At 46.2% G+C, this 17,757-nt stretch carries 17 protein-coding genes and 3 pseudogenes; 6 read left to right on the forward strand and 14 right to left on the reverse strand.

Annotated features, from left to right (window positions below):
• The first annotated feature begins 137 nt into the window (after positions 1–137).
• Complete coding sequence (locus KT99_RS01395) at positions 138–2,414, forward strand: TonB-dependent receptor plug domain-containing protein (RefSeq protein ID WP_005496204.1); 2,277 nt, start codon at positions 138–140, stop codon at positions 2,412–2,414.
• 465 nt (positions 2,415–2,879) lie between these two features.
• Here the strand turns inward: KT99_RS01395 and KT99_RS01400 are convergent, their stop codons facing one another.
• The 13 genes from KT99_RS01400 to rraA all read right to left on the reverse strand — a co-directional run bounded on the left by KT99_RS01400 (position 2,880) and on the right by rraA (position 14,639).
• Positions 2,880–3,416, reverse strand: a complete 537-nt coding sequence (locus tag KT99_RS01400; protein ID WP_005496206.1) for a thioredoxin family protein — start codon at positions 3,414–3,416, stop codon at positions 2,880–2,882.
• A 295-nt stretch (positions 3,417–3,711) separates the two neighbouring features.
• Complete coding sequence (hemB, locus tag KT99_RS01405) at positions 3,712–4,728, reverse strand: porphobilinogen synthase (protein ID WP_040571458.1); 1,017 nt, start codon at positions 4,726–4,728, stop codon at positions 3,712–3,714.
• An 83-nt stretch (positions 4,729–4,811) separates the two neighbouring features.
• The gene (locus KT99_RS01410) at positions 4,812–6,677 is read right to left on the reverse strand and encodes a sensor domain-containing diguanylate cyclase (RefSeq protein ID WP_005496210.1); all 1,866 of its coding nucleotides are present in this window, start codon (positions 6,675–6,677) and stop codon (positions 4,812–4,814) included.
• Complete coding sequence (locus tag KT99_RS01415; RefSeq protein WP_005496217.1) at positions 6,664–7,503, reverse strand: TatD family hydrolase; 840 nt, start codon at positions 7,501–7,503, stop codon at positions 6,664–6,666. The genes KT99_RS01410 and KT99_RS01415 overlap by 14 nt, the downstream gene beginning before the upstream one ends.
• Complete coding sequence (locus KT99_RS01420) at positions 7,503–8,060, reverse strand: hypothetical protein (protein WP_005496219.1); 558 nt, start codon at positions 8,058–8,060, stop codon at positions 7,503–7,505. Before KT99_RS01420 ends, KT99_RS01415 begins: the two co-directional genes overlap by 1 nt.
• 55 nt (positions 8,061–8,115) lie before the next feature.
• Complete coding sequence (tatC, locus tag KT99_RS01425) at positions 8,116–8,886, reverse strand: twin-arginine translocase subunit TatC (RefSeq protein WP_005496221.1); 771 nt, start codon at positions 8,884–8,886, stop codon at positions 8,116–8,118.
• 3 nt (positions 8,887–8,889) lie between these two features.
• Positions 8,890–9,297 carry a Sec-independent protein translocase protein TatB gene (tatB, locus tag KT99_RS01430; protein ID WP_005496222.1) on the reverse strand — a complete coding sequence of 136 codons (408 nt, stop codon included), beginning with the start codon at positions 9,295–9,297 and terminating at the stop codon, positions 8,890–8,892.
• Between the two features lie 6 nt (positions 9,298–9,303).
• Positions 9,304–9,543, reverse strand: coding sequence for a twin-arginine translocase TatA/TatE family subunit (tatA, locus tag KT99_RS01435; protein ID WP_005496224.1), 240 nt, complete (start codon positions 9,541–9,543; stop codon positions 9,304–9,306).
• A gap of 61 nt (positions 9,544–9,604) precedes the next feature.
• Positions 9,605–11,254: a ubiquinone biosynthesis regulatory protein kinase UbiB gene (gene ubiB / locus KT99_RS01440; RefSeq protein WP_005496226.1), complete on the reverse strand. Its 1,650-nt coding sequence runs from the start codon at positions 11,252–11,254 to the stop codon at positions 9,605–9,607.
• Positions 11,255–11,257: 3 nt separating this feature from the next.
• Positions 11,258–11,887 (reverse strand): ubiquinone biosynthesis accessory factor UbiJ, encoded by a 630-nt coding sequence (locus KT99_RS01445; protein WP_005496228.1) that lies wholly within the window; start codon positions 11,885–11,887, stop codon positions 11,258–11,260.
• 76 nt (positions 11,888–11,963) lie between these two features.
• Positions 11,964–12,719: a bifunctional demethylmenaquinone methyltransferase/2-methoxy-6-polyprenyl-1,4-benzoquinol methylase UbiE gene (ubiE, locus tag KT99_RS01450; protein ID WP_005496230.1), complete on the reverse strand. Its 756-nt coding sequence runs from the start codon at positions 12,717–12,719 to the stop codon at positions 11,964–11,966.
• Positions 12,720–13,084: 365 nt separating this feature from the next.
• The gene (locus tag KT99_RS01455; RefSeq protein WP_005496231.1) at positions 13,085–14,128 is read right to left on the reverse strand and encodes a formimidoylglutamase; all 1,044 of its coding nucleotides are present in this window, start codon (positions 14,126–14,128) and stop codon (positions 13,085–13,087) included.
• Positions 14,129–14,153: 25 nt separating this feature from the next.
• Positions 14,154–14,639, reverse strand: a complete 486-nt coding sequence (gene rraA / locus KT99_RS01460) for a ribonuclease E activity regulator RraA (RefSeq protein WP_005496233.1) — start codon at positions 14,637–14,639, stop codon at positions 14,154–14,156.
• A gap of 333 nt (positions 14,640–14,972) precedes the next feature.
• Here rraA and KT99_RS01465 point away from each other — a divergent pair, with 333 nt between their 5' ends.
• From KT99_RS01465 to KT99_RS01485, 5 genes and pseudogenes are all read left to right on the forward strand, one after another.
• Positions 14,973–15,218: a YgjV family protein gene (locus KT99_RS01465; RefSeq protein ID WP_005496235.1), complete on the forward strand. Its 246-nt coding sequence runs from the start codon at positions 14,973–14,975 to the stop codon at positions 15,216–15,218.
• A gap of 114 nt (positions 15,219–15,332) precedes the next feature.
• On the forward strand, positions 15,333–15,557 hold the full coding sequence (locus KT99_RS01470) for a hypothetical protein (RefSeq protein WP_005496238.1): 225 nt from the start codon (positions 15,333–15,335) through the stop codon (positions 15,555–15,557).
• A gap of 35 nt (positions 15,558–15,592) precedes the next feature.
• Positions 15,593–15,676, forward strand: a complete 84-nt coding sequence (locus tag KT99_RS22480) for a hypothetical protein (protein ID WP_232504225.1) — start codon at positions 15,593–15,595, stop codon at positions 15,674–15,676.
• 24 nt (positions 15,677–15,700) lie between these two features.
• A pseudogene (locus KT99_RS01475) lies at positions 15,701–16,264 on the forward strand (glycosyltransferase family protein); the annotation flags it as partial.
• A 102-nt stretch (positions 16,265–16,366) separates the two neighbouring features.
• A pseudogene (locus KT99_RS01485) lies at positions 16,367–17,436 on the forward strand (IS66-like element ISSbe3 family transposase); the annotation flags it as partial.
• A 26-nt stretch (positions 17,437–17,462) separates the two neighbouring features.
• On the opposite strand, the pseudogene KT99_RS01490 reads toward KT99_RS01485, so the two are convergent.
• A pseudogene (locus KT99_RS01490) lies at positions 17,463–17,757 on the reverse strand (IS66 family transposase); the annotation flags it as partial.

Genomic DNA, 17,757 nt, shown 5'->3' on the forward strand with positions numbered 1-17,757 from the left:
TGGTATATTGCATACAAAATACATTGTGTGATGCAGATGTTGTCGCTATGTTTTGTTGTTGTTTTCTTTTTGGTTTCTACCATCAAAGTTGACTGAGCATAGGACCTATAAAAAATATATTCTTGGGAGATGGAAGTATGAGATTTAATAAAGTCGCTAAGCTAGTCAGCTTGGCCTGTGGTGGAGTCGTCGCACTTTCAGTACCCGTCAATGCAGCAGAAAATGATGAAGATACTGTAGAGCGTATCGAAGTTACCGGTTCACGCATCAAACGTGTCGATATGGAAGGTGCGAGCCCGGTAACCACCATTACCGCCGAAGATATGGCCAATGCAGGTTTCTCAACTGTAGGTGATGCTTTGCGCGCTTCAACATTGAACTCATTTGGTTCTTACGGTGGAACATCAAACAACAGCTGGTCTTCTCAGGCGACTATTGCGTTAAAAGGTGCGGATCCTAGTCACACACTTATCTTGCTTGATGGTAAGCGTATGGCTAAGTCTCCAGTCTTAGGCGGCGGTGCAACTAACATCAACACTATTCCAACGGACGCTGTTGAGCGTATCGAAATTCTATCTGACGGTGCCTCAGCTATTTACGGTACTGATGTGATAGCGGGTGTTATCAACATCATCTTGAAGAAAGATTTTGAAGGTATCGAAGTAAAAGTACGCGCCGAAGAGCCGGATGCCGAGGGTGGTGGCGATAACCATTCAGCCTCGTTCACCGGTGGCCTAAGCTCAGATAAAGGCAACTTGATGTTCACTATTGAGCATTTTAAGAAGTCAGGAATTACCTTTGCTGAACGTCCATATACCGCTGCACATGTGAAAAATGGACAAGATCCAAGTGATTACAGAAGTTGGATAGGCTTGAGTCAAACAGGTCGTACACTTGATATGGGACCAAATGGTGGCTGGGAATACCAGACTCCGTTTACCAATTCTGATTTAAACTGTGCCGATGTTTATGGCAGTAATTTCACTGGATCCTTGAGTGACAGAGCTTATCCTGGCGAGACATCTTGTGCCTACGACTACACAAAAGCTGCCTATAATGATGTCGACCAAGAACGTACATCAACGCTAATAAATTACACATATAGCCTCAGTGACGATATTGAGTTAACAGCACGCGCCTACTGGGCATCGAATAAAACCACTGATGTTTCTGCGCCAATTCCGGGCTATATCCAATTTCCGCAGGCTATGCCAGCTTATACCACTGCTGAAGGGCTAGACTTACGTGCAGTACCAGAAGGCGGCGCTATGCTTTATCGTTTCGATACCGCTGGTAACCGTGTTCGAGAAAGTACCGATAACATCTATGACTTCCTCATTGGCCTCGATGGCACAACTGATAGCTTCGACTGGAATGCGTCAGTGTCATACAACAAGTATGACGTCTTTAAGTGGGGAACTGGCTATCAATTGATTGGTGCAACGACCGATCTCGTTGGTGCCTGGGATGATGATACTAATTCGTTTGAAGGTTGGGATCCACGCGATCCAAACTCAGAAATGCCTGGTGGCGCAACCGCAAACTCAGATGCACGCCTAACCAGTAGTGCATTAGAGATTGATGGTGGCTTAAGCTTCGAATTGTTCGAACTCGCTGGTGGCTCAACAGGCTTGTATGTTGGTGCATCTTACCGTGAAGAGAAACTCGACTCACAAGTTGATGCTCTCGATGAAGCGGGTTTAATTGCCGGTGGTAGTGGTGAGCGTGATGTGAAAGCAATATTTATGGAGATGGCTTTCCCTGTTCTGGATAACCTAGAGCTAAATATTGCGGCTCGTTATGATGAGTACTCTGACTTTGGCGGCACGTTTAACCCACAAGTATCAGTGCGTTATAATGTGCTAGAGCCCTTGTTAATTCGTGCATCATGGGGAGCTGGCTTCAGAGCACCAACCTTGGAAGATTTGAATCAATCTACCAGTGTTGGCTATAACAATGTGACTAACTATCTTAAGTGTTATGAAGATGGAATGGGCATCGATGGTTGTGATATTGTAGATAATATACCCGTTTCTATCGGTCGTAATGAAAATTTAGGCCCTGAAGAATCTGAAAGCTATAACTTAGGTATGGTTTGGGATATTACCGATAACTTCAACATGTCAGTGGATTACTGGTCACTTGAAACTGAAGGGCTAATTGGTTCACTGAATAATAGTGAGATCACGCGAACTCAAGCTGAACTTTGGGCTGCTGATGCCGCTGGGCAACCTCGTCCCGATGTCAGTGCTATCTATCCAGGCACATCAATTAGCCAGAATGGTGCGGGTAAGTTGACCAGGATGGATAACGTGCTACAGAATATTGGCCTGAGTGAGCGCCAAGGTGTTGATACTAAATTTGCGTCAACCTTTGAAACTGAAGTGGGTGACTTTAAGCTAGGTCTTGCCTGATCTCATTACATTAAGTATACAGATTCAAGTCCAGAAGGTGGCGTACAAACCATTTCTCGTAACTGGAGTGGTACCGAAGATTACCCGGATGATCGCGTAAACTTTACCGCTAACTACTTAGTGGGCGATCATAGCTTGTTCTATCAAGCTGACTATGTCGATCATCAATCTACAACAGATACGCACGATAATGGTTCTAGCTATCAGATTGATTCGATCGTATACCACACTGTAAGTTATTCATACACTATGCCGTGGAACAATACGATTTCGGCGGGTATTAATAACCTGACTGATGAAGACCCAAGATTTGATGCTAGCGGTGATTATGAGAGCAGTATTTATGACATTATCGGTCGTTCTTACTGGGTGTCTTTCACTCAAGCTTTCTAAATTTGTGAAGCTAAAAAACAGATCTAAAAAAGGCACTTATAGAGTGCCTTTTTTTATCTGTTACTGGGTTGACTAGTTCAATATTTTTGCTAAATCGATCTCTAATGAGACTTCAGGACGTTCTACTATGCGGCCAATCTCTTCGCCTTTTTGCATCACGATGAAAGTAGGGATACGGCTAAACTCATATTGGGCGGCTAAGCCTTCAGGATCGGTTTTCTGGCGATCAACACCAATATAGGTCACCTTGATATTTGGGTTGTTAACTTCTTCCATGATGCGGATGAAACGCGGTGTCTCACGGTGACAATCAGGACACCAGGTGCCGATGATCACAATGATCTCGGTAAGCTCTTTGAGAGACTTGAGCGGAGTTATCGCCGCGGTATCTACCTGATATTCTTTATAGCCTGCAGTAAAGTCATCGAGTTCGGTGACTAAGGCTTGTGCTTGTACTAATCCGGTTAATATCACTTCTTGTTTCTCCTCGCTACAGGTAGCGATAAAGCCATCTTGCTCATCTTCGAATGCACAGCCAGTGTTTGCCAGAGTTTGGCAGCTAAAAAAGAGGGCTGTAGTGGCAAGTAATGCCTTGACGTTATTGTTCATAATAATACCTCAGGCTCGGGGGAATGACAGGTGCTGCTTGGGTGGATCTACGAACATATTTAAGCATTTAGCGCTAGTGAGGAAAAGCGTAAGGTTAGGTAAATCTTGGTTGGATCACAGAGAAATGTTGAATTTAGTTGTGTATGTCACAATTTTTATAAAGACGCTCATTGGTTGCAGATAAACTGGAAGTAGTGCGAGCCGAGTGAGGTAATACCAATTACCAAAGCTTTATCGTCGACACATAAAAAAGCCGCAATAAATGCGGCTAAAATATACTAACATTGAGACTAAATTACTTAATTTGATCTTCTTTTAACCACTGAGCCGCGCGCTTAGCAAAGTAAGTCAGTACGCCGTTGGCTCCGGCACGTTTGAAGCAAAGGAGTGACTCCATCACTATGGCTTTCTCGGCTAGCCAACCATTCTCAATGGCAGCCATGTGCATGGCATATTCACCACTGACTTGATAGGCGAAGGTAGGCACGGCCAATTCACGTTTTACCCGAGTGACTATGTCAAGGTAAGGCATGCCTGGTTTGACCATGACCATGTCGGCACCTTCCTGAATATCCAGTGCGACTTCATGAAGCGCCTCATCACTATTGGCTGGATCCATCTGGTAGCTATGCTTGTTGCCACTCTTGAGGTTACCGGCAGAGCCGACAGCGTCGCGGAAAGGGCCATAGTAGTTAGAAGAGTACTTAGCAGAGTAGGCCATGATCTGCGTGTTAACGTGACCCGCCGCTTCTAATGCTTGGCGTATGGCACCGATACGACCATCCATCATGTCCGACGGCGCGACAATATCGGCTCCGGCTTCGGCATGGGACAGGGCTTGCTTGACTAAGATCTCAGTGGTGATGTCGTTAACAATATAGCCGTCTTCATCTATGATGCCGTCTTGGCCATGGGTGGTAAATGGATCCAGTGCCACATCTGTCATCACGCCTAGTTCGGGAAAGGCTTCTTTGAGCGCACGTACGGCGCGCTGTACTAATGCGTCGGCATTGTAAGCTTCTTCCGCTAACAGTGTCTTCTTCTCTGCAGGTGTAACCGGGAAGAGGGCGATTAATGGAATACCTAATTCGACTAGCTCTGCCGCTTCTTTAAGCAAGAGGTCTATGGAATAACGCTCGATACCTGGCATAGAGGCGATAGTCTCGGTGCGATTATTTCCTTCGAGCACAAACATGGGGTAGATTAAATCATTTACCGAGAGCGTATTTTCGGCCATCAAGCGGCGGCTGAAATCATGTTTACGCATGCGGCGCATTCTGCGCTGAGGAAAAGCACTGGTAATTATATTCACTTTCGACTCCTAACTAATACTCAGATAATCTTCTGTGTGGAATAGCCACTAATGGGTTTTCTGAGTGTTGCTGATTATATGACTTAAAGAGATTCGGTATAAACCATGACTCGGTTTCTTCCCTCGTTCTTAGCGCGATAGAGGGCCTTGTCGGCTTGATCGAGTAGCTGAGTTGGATCTTGCTCCGTGTCGATGATTTCGGCACTGACACCGATACTTATCGTCAGTGATATTGAGCTTTCTTTCCAACGTATGGACAGTTCAGAAATCGTTTGCCTGATCAGCTCAGCGACCTGCATAGCTCCCTCTTCGCCTGTATTGGGCAGTATGATAGCAAACTCTTCTCCGCCAAAACGTGATACCAGATCTCCCGGCCGCTTTAATTGCTCTTTGAGTATTTGCGCGATTAACCTGAGAGTCTGATCCCCTGCAAGGTGGCCATAATTATCATTGATGGACTTGAAGTTATCTATGTCTAACATCAATAGCGCCATAGGTGTTTGCTGTCTTCGGCTGAGGCGTCCCTCTGCGAGTAGACGTTTATCGAATGCCGCTCGATTCTTAACGCCGGTCAGGCCATCTATGGTGGCCTTCTCGGTGAGCTTCTGGTTGGCCTCGTTGAGTTCGCGTAGGGCAACCTCCAGCTCGAGCGTTCTCTCCTGCACCATCTGCTCAAGATTCTCATTGCTCTGGGCTTCGATTCTCAGGGCATGTACCCGAGTCTCACGGGAACGTTGCGCCTGAATCACGGCTTCTTGCTGGGTCTTTAACTTAGCTATGCGCTCATCGTTGTATCTGATGGCCAGTACAGCAGCCATAAAGATAATTTCGAATAACAGTCCCAACATGAGAGGAGTTAAATAGGAGACAGGTAGCTCGATTAAACCTAGATACATGGCACTGGTGACAAACGAGCCAATTAACATGCCGCTCCAGGCTAAGGTGTACAGTTTTGCGAGTTTGTGGCCTTTAAACGCTTGAATAATGGCCATGACCATCAAGAGAGTGGTCACAATCAATACGGTAATGATATTGATATACAGGCTTAAAGAGTAATTTAAAAAGGGAGTGACTAACGCCAGAATGACGGCAAAAGCTGCGCCATATCGACAAAGCCTGAGCATACCCAGGTTATGGTACTTAAGCTGTAATACTTTCTCGGTAAACAGCAGGACAAAAAATATCGCCGAGGGTATGAGGAATGGGATCATGTATTTCTGTAGCAAGGGCCATTGTGGCCAGAGAAATCTAAATGCAAAGCCGTGCAGGGTCGCGACTAATAGGGTCACGGACAATACGTATCCTGAATAATAACTATAACTAAATGAACGTGAGCTTATGGCGATAAACAGACTAAATAATCCGATCGCGGTGAGGGCGCCTAGCTGAAAACCGTTAGTCAGTGAGCTGGACTCGATATTTTTAGCAAATGTTTTTGGTGATGACAGACTCAGGGGCAGAGACGCACTGCCTTCGGTCTCTATCTTTAAATAAAACGTATGTAAGTCACCAGGTTCAAGCTGGAATGGGTAGATAAAGTGGTTATTTATTATGGGCCTTTGGCTAAATGGCAGACTCTCACCCATGATGACCCGATCGTTCATCTCACCGTTCACCATATGGTAGAGATGAATGAGATCGATATGGGGATTGGCTAACGACAGTATGCGGTCTATCGGTATTTTTTTAGCGTTATAAATGCTGAACTTAACCCAAAAGGCTTCTACACCTATCCGATTGTTATAGGCTGGGGTTAAACGTTGCCACGACCTTGAGTGCAGATCCTTAACTGAGTCTATACTATCAGCCTTTTTTGCCGGCGTGTAATACAGCCAATGTGCCAGTTCCAGGGCCCCATTATCATCGCCAACGGCGAGTATGGTTTCAGCGCGAGACTGAGCACAGAAGATGAGGGTGAAGCAGATGAAAATAATGCTAAGATGCTTCATGGGGTTCACCTCTCTCTATGCTGAAATCTTCTCGTTTCTTAAGAGCAAAGAAGTCGACACTATTTTCATAGACTCGTTGGGCAAACTCCTGGTGATTTTGGCCTCTGAGATCGGCGATATATGCCGAGATATAGGGCAGGTATTGTGGCTTATTTTTACTCGACTTAGGCTTAGGCCGCATGCTGCGGGGCAGCAAGTATGGGCTATCGGTCTCGATGAGAATTCGATTGTCGGGAATGTCTGTGACTAATTCGGCGAGTTCCTGACCTCGGCGTTCATCGCACACCCAACCAGTGATCCCCAGATGAAGATCTAACTCCAGATAGGCTTGCATACTCTGTCTGTTGCCAGTGAAGCAGTGTAGTAAGGCTGCGGGCAGAGAGGGCCGATACTCTTTTAAAATCGCCAAAAAGTCTTCATGAGCATCGCGCTCATGCATAAGAACCGGCATTTGTAGCTCAATGGCGAGTGCGAGCTGTGCTTCGAAGGCTTTTCTCTGCATGGGTCTGGGGGAAAAGTCACGATTGTAGTCTAAGCCACACTCGCCGATGGCGACCACTTGGGGGAACGCGGTGAGTCGTTTGATTTGTTCAGCACTATCGGCTTGCCATTCGCTGGCATGATGTGGGTGTATACCAGCGGTGCAGAAGAGCTGTTGAGGGTATTGCTGGCAACGCTTTATCGCTTGCTCGCTCTCATCGAGATCGCTACCGATAACAATCAGCGGCGATACCCCTTGGGCCGCCGCATCTTGAATAATTTTATCAATATTTTTTTCAAGTGCGCTGCCAATGAGATTGACAGCGATATCTATATATTTAGACATTACTTGAGGCGTTTAACTCTGATAGTAGAGTTACGCTCATCTGTGCCTAAGATGAAAGAGCCCAGTGCCGCTTTTTCAATAAACACATTTTGACCCTCTTTAACCTTATAGCGGCGGCTGTCACTCTGTTTCCAGACCTGACCATTGCTAAAGCTGATTTTAAGGGCGCCATAGGCATCTTTAGAGATAGAAACTATCTCCATATAGATTTTAGTTATTTCTTTCTGGGCTTCTTCTTTGGTTTGCTTAAGGTTTCTTTTGCCAAACTCATCTTCGATATTAGCGGGAAGCGTGGTAGGAATAGCCGTTACAGATTGGGCCTGAGATGCTGGGGCCACACTCGTTGCTGTAATCGCTGTCGTGGCTGCTGCAGTACTCGTCGATGTGATACTGGTGACTTTTGGCGCACTTTTTACGCTTGCAGCGACCTGGTCATAACAGATCAAGCGATCTAACTTATCCGCCTTGGCACTACAGGACAGCAGGTCTTGTTCGAGGCCTGCTGTAGCTTGTGTCGATACGAGTATCGCGACTGCGGTAATCCAACTTATGCGCATTAATATGTTCCCTTATGATATTTGAGCGCGCCATGTTTAACTAATTGGCTAGTGCTTATTTAGTTTCCTGGCCAGGTTCATCCTGTTTTTCTTGCTCATCGTCTTCTTCATCTTCCTTTTTACTGTAGAAACGCGCAGCAATCAATCCCACTTCAAATAATATCAGCATAGGCACGGCCAACATAGTCTGAGAAATGATGTCTGGTGGCGTCAGTAGCATGCCAAAAACGAAGGCGCCGACAACAATATAAGGCCGCTTAGACTTGAGCTCATCTGGCGTGGTAACACCGGCCCAACAGAGTAAGACCACAGCGATGGGGATCTCGAAGGCTAAACCGAAGGCAAAGAAAAGTTTAAGTACGAAGCTCAGATAACTGCTGATATCCGTCGCAACCTGAACGCCTTCAGGTGCAGCACCGGCAAAAAAACCAAATACCACAGGAAAAACAAAATAATATGAGAAGGCTATTCCAAGGTAAAACAGCAGTGTGCTACTGGTGAGCAGGGGCATCATCAAGCGTTTCTCATGCTTATATAGACCTGGTGCAATAAACGACCAGATTTGATATAAAACATAAGGAATGGCGATGAAGAAAGATAACACCAGAGTCAGCTTAAAGGGCGCAAAGAATGGCGCCGCCACATCGGTTGCAATCATGCTACTGGATTCAGGCAGTGCCTGCATCAGAGGTATTGCCATGAAGTGGTAAATATCATTTGACCAATAGGCCAGACAGGAAAAAATGAAGAGCACGCTGCCGATTGCGTGAAGCAGGCGGGTGCGTAGCTCGAGTAGATGGCTGATAAGAGGCTGCTGTTGCGACATGGACTACCCGTTAGGTTTTTCAGTATTTGAGCTAGTTGAGCTAGTCTCAGTTGTGCTGGCCGTCGAAGGTGTAGGTTCTGCGACCACATTGGCGCTAGCCGAAGGTGTATCTTCTACCTTATAGGGACGATTAACTGATTGAGCTGCGTCTTTTAATTGATCGATGGACTCCTGTAACTCAGGAGAAAGATTCTTTAAACCCAGGTTTTCAGCCTTTTTTAGGTCTGAGTGCAGTTGCTCAATTTTAAGCTCCTGCTCGAGTTCATCTTTTACCGAGTTCGCCATGCTTTTCATGGCGCGGATCCAACCTGTAATTGAGCGGATTGCTAGCGGTAATCTTTCAGGGCCGAGTACGATAAGCCCTAAAATACCGATCAACAATAGCTCCATAAAGCCTATACCGTCGAACATAAGAAATTACGCCTGTTCTTTGTCCTTAGACTCCGACTTCTTTTCAGGAGCCGCTGCAGAAGTTTTCGCTAGGTCTGAGCTATTCTCTTCGATTGCCTTCTTGTCATCTTCGCTAGACATGGCGCTCTTAAATCCTTTGATCGCGCCGCCTAAGTCTCCACCAAGTGAACGTAATTTCTTGGTTCCAAATAATAAAATCACGATCACGGCGATGATCAGAAGTTGCCAAATACCCATGTTACCCATGACGATTACCTCGTAAAAATGTGCATAGTTCTATTATGAACTTATCGTTAATTAGTGCTAGCTAAAATTTGTGATTCTTTGGTCGGGATCGCCAACCGAGCAACCATAATAAGGTGCCCATGGTAAAACAGATGTAAGAGGCCCATAGTGTAGCGTTTTGATTAAACAAAATAGTGCCGCAGATCACTAAAATTGCGGATGTTAGCAAAAGATAGTTACTTTTATGGGCCTTTTGTTGCTGTTTAAGGTAGCGATCCAGCATCTTGTTCTGTGATTTAACAAAATTTTTGCCCACCTTGAGGTTGTCGTACACCAATTCTGGGAGCTCTGGGAGTTTATCGACCCAGTATGGCATCTCTTGCTTGATCTTCTTCGCCATCGCCTTGGGACCGACTTGTTCCGACATCCAATTTTCGAGGAAAGGTTTGGCGGTTTGCCAAAGGTCCAGCTGAGGATAGAGCTGACGTCCTAATCCTTCGATATAGAGCAGTGTCTTTTCCAGTAGCACCAGCTGAGGCTGAACCACCATATCGAAGCGTCTCGCAGTGCGAAATAGCTCAAGCAGTACATGACCAAAAGAGATCTCATCTAATGGCTTGTTGAACATGGGCTCACACACCACTTTGACGGCCTGCTCGAACGCGCCGATATCTGTATCGGGGGAGACCCAACCAGACTCGATATAGAGTTGGGCAATTCTGCGGTAGTCGCGATTGAAGAAGGCGAGGAAGTTTTCCGCCAGATAGCGTTTATCTTCATCGGTCAAGGTGCCCATGATGCCGCAATCTAATCCGATATAGTAAGGGTCGTCTGGATGCTCGCGGCTGACAAATATATTGCCTGGGTGCATATCGGCGTGGAAGAAATTATCTCTGAATACCTGAGTGAAAAATAGCTCTACACCACGCTCGGCCAATTTTTTTAGGTTAGTGCCTTGGGCCTTCAATGCCGCCATATCCGAGACTGGGATACCATCGACTCGCTCCATCACGATTAAGCGTCTAAAACAGAGATCTTCATACATGTAGGGAATGTATAAGGACCCTGAGTCGAGGAAGTTGTTTCTGAGCCTGATGGCATTGAGGGCTTCTAACTTGAGATTCAGCTCTCCCTCTATGGTTGTGCGGTAGTCTTCAATCACTTCGGCTGGGCGCAAACGGTTACCCTGGCCCAGCAATGCCTCGAGACACTTGGCGGTCTGTGACATGAGGAGAATATCGGCTTGGATCTGGGCTTCTACATTTGGGCGTAGGACCTTAAGCACCACAGCCTTGCCGTTGGATTTTAGCGTCGCCGTGTGAACCTGTGAAATAGAAGCCGATGCCAATGGAATGTCATCGAAATCTTCGAAGTAAGTATCGATTGTGTTGCCTAGCTCAGTTTCGATCATCTCTCTGGCGATGGCTGAGTCGAAGGGGGGCACTCTGTCTTGCAACATGGCAAGTTCTTCGGCCCACTCGTCACTGAGTAGATCGCGTCTGGTCGAAAGCATCTGGCCAAGCTTGATATAAACAGGCCCCAGTTCTTGCATGGCGAGCTTTAAGCGCTCACCGCCTATCTTGTCTTTGTGCTGGTTTCTAATCCAGAACAGACCACAACGCAGGAGTCTGAAATACCAGGGAGTCATTTTGGCAGGAATTAACTCATCGAGCCCATAGTGAAGGGATATCTTGATAACTTGATAAGCTCGTCTGATACTTTTTAGCGTCATGTCTTAACGTTCGCCTTGTTTAGGAGAGTGACTTTGTAGGTGTTTGATTCGTTGTTCTATGGCGTCAACATCTGCCACCAGATCATCGATTCTATCACTGAAATGAATAAATTCGATTTTATGGGGGGCTAACTTATATTCTTCGGTGGTTAATTGACCTATATGGGAGCGACTCTTGTGAAATACGTTAGCGAGATTGGATTTGATTTGCTTAATCCCTCTCATTAAAAAATGGGTTGGAGCATCGCCAATATAGCGGGATATAGGCTCGGCGAAATCGAATTCCACCTGATGCATATAATGACTGAAGGTCTGCAGCAGGCTGAGATCGCCTTCGATACTGAGCTTGTCTTGCTTTATCAGCTCGGTGAGGTTAGCCCCTTCGGTTAATTGATATAAGGTGGTTATATCGGCATTGACCTTAGTGGTGATTTTACCTTCATATTTGCTTAACACCTGAATTTCACTGGCAAAAACCAGATAGATTGGCCAGCTGAGCTGGCTCAATTGAATACAAAGGACCTTACCATGTAGCGTACGCAATTTGGCATACTCTTCGGGAGACTGAGCGAGGACTTGCTTGAAAGCTGTCTCAAGCCCGGCGCTGAGTAGCAATGCCATTTCACGTTTCATAAGTTATCCAATGACTGAATTCAGGCTCGTATTCGGACTGTTTTTGTTGAGTCTAATGGCTCATCAAATGCGAGAATTAAAACTTGTAGCCTTTATGGAGAGCAACTATGCCGTCTGTCATGTTGGTGTAGTCTACCTGCTCAAAACCAGCTTCGACCATCATACCTTTTAAGGTTTCTTGATCTGGGTGCATACGAATAGATTCAGCCAGATATGCATAACTGTCGGCATCTTGGGTAATGAGCGCGCCCATTTTTGGCATTATTTTGAAGCTGTAAAGATCATAAATCTTGCGCATTATGTCATGTTTTGGCTTGGAAAATTCAAGAATTAATAGCTTTCCACCAGGCTTAAGTACGCGCAGCATTGAGCGGATAGCCGCATCTTTGTCGGTGACATTCCTCAAGCCAAAGGCGATGGTGATAATATCGAAATGATTATCTGGGAATGGCAGGGCTTCGGCATTGGCCTGAACATAGTTAACGTTGCCAACAATGCCCTTATTTCTGAGTTTTTCACGACCGACCTTGAGCATAGAATCGTTGATGTCGGCAAGAGTCACCTGACCTCTGTCACCCACTAGGTGAGAGAATTTCGCGGTCAAGTCGCCTGTACCACCGGCAAGATCTAACACCTTCATGCCCGGTCGTGCACCTGAGCTTTCGATGGTAAAACGTTTCCATATGCGGTGAATACCGAAAGACATGACATCATTCATGATGTCATATTTGGCTGCAACAGAATGAAATACGCCAGCGACCATATCGGCCTTCTGATCCGCCTCAACTGTTTTATAACCGAAATGGGTACTTTTTTCTGCGCCCTGTGACATCTGGTTGTTCCTATCTATGCAATTGTTATCAGCGAGTGTAAGCCATTCATTCACGTCGCAGAATGTCCCATCTAGCACATTGTGATCGATGTTAGTTATCTGAACTCGGAATTGTTGAAAATGCGCGTTGGCGCAGGCTTTCGTAAATTTGACTGCGCATTACATCATAATATTAGCCAATGGTGAATAGTAGCGGGTAAAAATAGGCATCTTTGACTCATTTGAAGGATGCGCAGGCGCTTACATACTATCTCCACAAGACGTTAGCCAATGGTGAATAGTATGAGAGAAATAGCCTAGAACCTAGAACCTAGAATATAGTTCCTAGGCACTAGTACCTAGGAACGAGGAACGAGGTCCTAGATCTAACCTATCTGTTGCGACTGCATTCTTCCTTGGATATACGCATACATTAGCTCGCTGATACTCTGGCCAGTTTCGCGATAACCGGCCGCTATGCCTGCAACATGACAGCTAGGTGCAGCTTCCGCTAAGTGCAGATAGGCACAGGGGGTATTCCTGGCTATGGTGCTCACATAATGTAGGGCGTCCAGCAGTGGAATTCCCGCAGCCGTCGAGGCACTACTGGGCATATTAATGATGGCATCGAGATCCAGCTCCAGAGCTACTGGTAGTTGGCTGTCGTTGAGGCGCGTGACTATCTCATCTAATGCCGACTTCAAGGTGATTTCTCGGCGTACCCAGATCGCTTGCAAGGTATGCCAGTGGCCACCGAAAGTGCTGAGCTGCTCCAGTGTTTCTTCACTATTTTTGAGTTCATGCATACCAAGTACATGGTAGTAACCCAATGCACCACTGGCCGCCGCATAGCTAAAACCATTGCCGCTATGGCGACCTTCACGTGGGCGAAAATCGGAATGGGGATCTAAGTTTACCGCCGCAACTTTCTTGTTATGGGTGTTTTTCACCGACATCAATAAGCCATAAGCATTGTTATGGCCGCCGCCGATAACGATAGGCTCAAGGCCTGCCGCAATTATCTGGCTGGCTACCGAGATCACTCTTTCATCAAGCAGCTCAACATTTGTTCTCAGTGAATCCGCATCGGCACCTTCGGCCAGTTGCAGATCGTCTGTCTGTATCTGGCCCAGAACCAGGCACTCGTTGCCACTGAAGAAGCGATTAGATTGTAGGTTGAGAAATTGTGCCATGGCCGATTCGAAGGCATCGGTTGCGCCGCCGCGGCCTAGGTTGGCGCGTGGACCTATGTCTTCGCCTATGCCTATGATGGCGAAACGCACGCCATTGGCTTTAGCGTTATCGAGTGTGTCGCTGAAAGGGTTTGCGCTATCGCAAAAGTGAACCGTCTGGGCAAGTTTGGTTTCACCGTCACGAATTGCAACGAGTTGTCGACACACTTGTGTTGTAAAAGGAATGAGATATTGCATGTCTGCTTAGTTCTTATTGTGATGCTTAATCGATATCTAAAGGCTCTGGCGACAGTATGATACCTGTGTTGTCGGCGTAGACATGATCTAGGGGTAAGAAAGTGACACCACCGAAGTTTACCGGGATCTCCAGTTCTCCTACTGAATGGCCATCTGCAGCGACCGGAATAGAGGCCAGTGCCTGAATGCCAAGATCGAGATCTTCCAGCGCATCGACATCTCTCACCGAGCCATAGATGATGATGCCTTCCCATTTATTCTCTACCGCGATCTGGGCAATAGAGGAATCGAGCAGTGCGCGTCTTAAAGAGCCGCCACCATCTACAAGTAGAACCCTACCTTCACCATCTTGTTGAAGCGCTTCAGCGATAAGGCCGTTGTCTTCGAAACATTTAATCGTGCTGATTGAGCCACCAAATGAGTTACAACCACCATAGTTACTGAACATGGGCTCGACAACATCGACGACATCGATGTAAGTGTCACAAAGTTCTGAGGTGTTGTATTCCATAGTCATACTCCTGTAGATCGATATTGTGCTGAGTGGTGCACAATTTGACGAGATAAGGCCAGTATATAAGGGATTATTAAAAAGAAAAGTGTTATCAATCACGCAATTGTTGATATATGCGTCTATTTACAGCTTTGTTGTAAAGTTTCTTTGTCTGCGCAATAAACCAGCTGAGAACGTGATATAGGTCGTTAAATGACGTATTTTTATTACATGTATGGCGTAAGTTTGTTAGCATATGCTTAGATTAGATTAACTTAACTTTAACTTGCTTTAGGGGCACGGACCCCCCAATTCGCTTATGGATGGCAGAAGGCCTTAAAAGGTACCTTCATGGAAGCTTCAACGATTGAAATTATTGGTTATTTTGCGTCAGTAATGGTAGCTATTTCATTGATGATGAAAGATATCATCTGGCTTAGATGTTTAAACTTTGCCGGTTGTTCCCTGTTCGTTGTCTACGGGATCTATATTTCGGCTTGGCCAGTGGCTGGTATGAATGCATTTGTTGCCTGTATCAACATCTACCACCTGATAAAAATCTATCGTGCAAAACCACAGCAACTAGCTACAGCATAAGAATATGCTAACAGGCATTTTCGAGTGTCATAAAAACTTAGACTAGTTGTCATCTCGCCGTCATGGCACCTTTTTAGGCTCTAAATCAGTATACCGCTGATGAGGAGCCTTTTTATGTTTGGCACTATTGCAAAATTAGACAAACAAGCATTTCAATACATCTTTGCGCTTAGCGAGCACAGAGAGTGGCTTCTGCTCGCCAGAAAAATATCAAAAATCGAAGATGGCCCATTCTACTGCATATTTTCACTGACCTTACTGGTGAGCCACGCCAGAGGAGGGGAGCTGTTTAGTCTGGCTTTAGCCGCGTTTATTCTCGAACTGCCACTTTCATTTTGAAGAACGCTATCGGGCTGTCACGTATTGCGCTTGGGGTGCACTATCCCTTGGATATTGTGGCTGGTGCGGTACTGGGCTCAAGTTCTGTTGCGGCTATTTTGTACATAGGTGGGTATTAACTTGCGTCATTTCATGGAGACAATATGAGAATACTTTATGGCGTCCAGGGAACGGGTAATGGCCATTTGAGTCGTGCACGGGTGATGGCTAAGTCTCTGCAAAAATATGGAGTGGATGTCGACTTCTTCTTTTCCGGACGTGCTCCTGAGCAGTTTTTCGATATGCAGTGCTTTGGCGAATACCAGGTTGAGACTGGGCTGACATTCGCGACCAATAATGGTCGGGTGAGTATGGCAAGAACCGCATGGAAAAATTCAGTGCCTTCTCTGTTGCATGAGACTAACTCATTAGACTTGAGTCGCTACGATCTGGTGTTAAATGACTTTGAACCTGTTTCAGCTTGGGCCGCGAAGCGTCAAGGAGTCACTTCGATTAGTGTGAGTCACCAAGCGGCGCTTAAATATGCAGTGCCTAAGGTGGGAGAGAGCTGGTTTAACGAGAAGCTATTGAATTACTTTGCCCCTGTAGATATCGCATTGGGTTGTCACTGGCATCATTTCGGCTTTCCCATATTGCCTCCTTTCGTCGAAGTCGACCCTGTTATAGCCGTCAATAGCCATGAAATCTTAGTGTATCTGCCGTTTGAGGGTAACCGTTCACCAGCCCCTTATTGACACGATCAATTGATGATCAATAAGGTTTGGTCATATCGCTATTGAACGATCTCTTTGCCGTGTCAAAATAGCTTCATGAAAAAGAAAAAACAATTCGCAACAGAGCCGCCTACGGTTGCTGAACTCGGTGAAAAAAAAGCAAACTTACTCATTCAAGAACTGTGGGAAAAGTTACGTGAATATGAAGACCGCCTAGCATTGAGCTCTAGAAACTCATCCAAATCACCATCCTCTGACTCCCCTGCGGATAAGGCTGAGCGAAAAAAGCTCAAACGCCTCGTAGTGGAAATAAGGTTGGCGCTCAACCTGGACATACGGGGCATAAAAGACCATTAGCGGAACTCAGCGCAACCGATGAGCAAGTCGCTTGCTTACCCGATTCATGTTGTTCTGATTGTGGTGGCGAGGTCATTGCCAACCCGACTCCAAGCTATCGTCATCAGGTATTTGAATTACCTAAACCTGCACTTGATATAACTGAATACCAGTTATTTCACGGGCGTTGTCAGCAGTGCAACACCGTGAGCAAAGGAGCCTTGCCTGAAGAGGCTCCCGATGGTCAGATGGGGCCACGATTGCTCAGTTACGTGGCTGTGCTCAGTGGCTTGTATCACCTGAGCGTACGTAAAATTCAACGTTTACTGCAAGACCAATACGGGACTCATTTCTCTATCGGTCTGATTTCTGAAGCGCAAGGGCGAGTCAGTAGTATGCTGACGCCGACACACCAAGCTCTGCATCAACACATAAAAAAAGCGTCATTAGTGCATGTTGACGAGACGACGCACAATCGTAATGGTGAAGAGCATACCCGCTGGGTCTGGTTGTTATCGAGTGAGGATGCCGTATTCCAACAGGTGAAATATTTTCGTAATAAGGATGCAGCCAAATCGATATTAGGCGAGCATACCCAAGCGATTGTCGTGAGTGACCAATGTCCCAGCTACAACTGGATTGAGCCCGAACGGCATCAATTTTGCCTTGCCCATGTGCAGCGTAATTTACAACAAATGGCCGATTATTCAGGTAAGGGGCTTACCGCGAGTATCGGCAATCGACTGGTATTGCTATTCAAGTCCGTATTTCGCACTCAACATAGATATGAAGCCGGTGACGTTGACGAAATAATGTGGCGTCGGCGAATGGTAAGCATTCACCAGAGGGGGATTGACTAAGCTGAGGTTAGTCCAAATACGTCTGGGTAGTCGCATTTACCCACCACGCCCGCAATGATAGTGCTGATCACTGTTATCGGGGATAACTTGCGCTTCTTGCACGTTTCAACGACTGAGAGGATCCGAGATCGAAACTTCTCACCCCTATCTGAACTGGTGCCATAGCAGATCTTGCGCATGATCACGCTGCCACGCAAACAACGCTCGGCTTCGTTATTGGTCAAAGGTGTCCCTGGGTGATTGAGAAAAACCCATAAACCTTGCTCATATTGAGAATATGTCGGCATCGCC

The sequence above is a fragment of the Shewanella benthica KT99 genome, from assembly GCF_000172075.1.
GTDB classification, from domain to species: Bacteria; Pseudomonadota; Gammaproteobacteria; order Enterobacterales; family Shewanellaceae; genus Shewanella; species Shewanella benthica_A.

Coding starts and splice junctions, on each gene's coding strand:
- KT99_RS01415 (WP_005496217.1), bottom strand. CDS start 7,503: ATGTCTAAATATATAGATATCGCTGTCAATCTCATTGGCAGCGCACTT.
- ubiB (WP_005496226.1), bottom strand. CDS start 11,254: ATGACGCTAAAAAGTATCAGACGAGCTTATCAAGTTATCAAGATATCC.
- KT99_RS01410 (WP_005496210.1), bottom strand. CDS start 6,677: ATGAAGCATCTTAGCATTATTTTCATCTGCTTCACCCTCATCTTCTGT.
- KT99_RS01455 (WP_005496231.1), bottom strand. CDS start 14,128: ATGCAATATCTCATTCCTTTTACAACACAAGTGTGTCGACAACTCGTT.
- KT99_RS01465 (WP_005496235.1), top strand. CDS start 14,973: ATGGAAGCTTCAACGATTGAAATTATTGGTTATTTTGCGTCAGTAATG.
- tatB (WP_005496222.1), bottom strand. CDS start 9,297: ATGTTCGACGGTATAGGCTTTATGGAGCTATTGTTGATCGGTATTTTA.
- rraA (WP_005496233.1), bottom strand. CDS start 14,639: ATGGAATACAACACCTCAGAACTTTGTGACACTTACATCGATGTCGTC.
- tatC (WP_005496221.1), bottom strand. CDS start 8,886: ATGTCGCAACAGCAGCCTCTTATCAGCCATCTACTCGAGCTACGCACC.
- tatA (WP_005496224.1), bottom strand. CDS start 9,543: ATGGGTAACATGGGTATTTGGCAACTTCTGATCATCGCCGTGATCGTG.
- KT99_RS01470 (WP_005496238.1), top strand. CDS start 15,333: ATGTTTGGCACTATTGCAAAATTAGACAAACAAGCATTTCAATACATC.
- ubiE (WP_005496230.1), bottom strand. CDS start 12,719: ATGTCACAGGGCGCAGAAAAAAGTACCCATTTCGGTTATAAAACAGTT.
- KT99_RS01420 (WP_005496219.1), bottom strand. CDS start 8,060: ATGCGCATAAGTTGGATTACCGCAGTCGCGATACTCGTATCGACACAA.
- KT99_RS01445 (WP_005496228.1), bottom strand. CDS start 11,887: ATGAAACGTGAAATGGCATTGCTACTCAGCGCCGGGCTTGAGACAGCT.
- KT99_RS01400 (WP_005496206.1), bottom strand. CDS start 3,416: ATGAACAATAACGTCAAGGCATTACTTGCCACTACAGCCCTCTTTTTT.
- KT99_RS01395 (WP_005496204.1), top strand. CDS start 138: ATGAGATTTAATAAAGTCGCTAAGCTAGTCAGCTTGGCCTGTGGTGGA.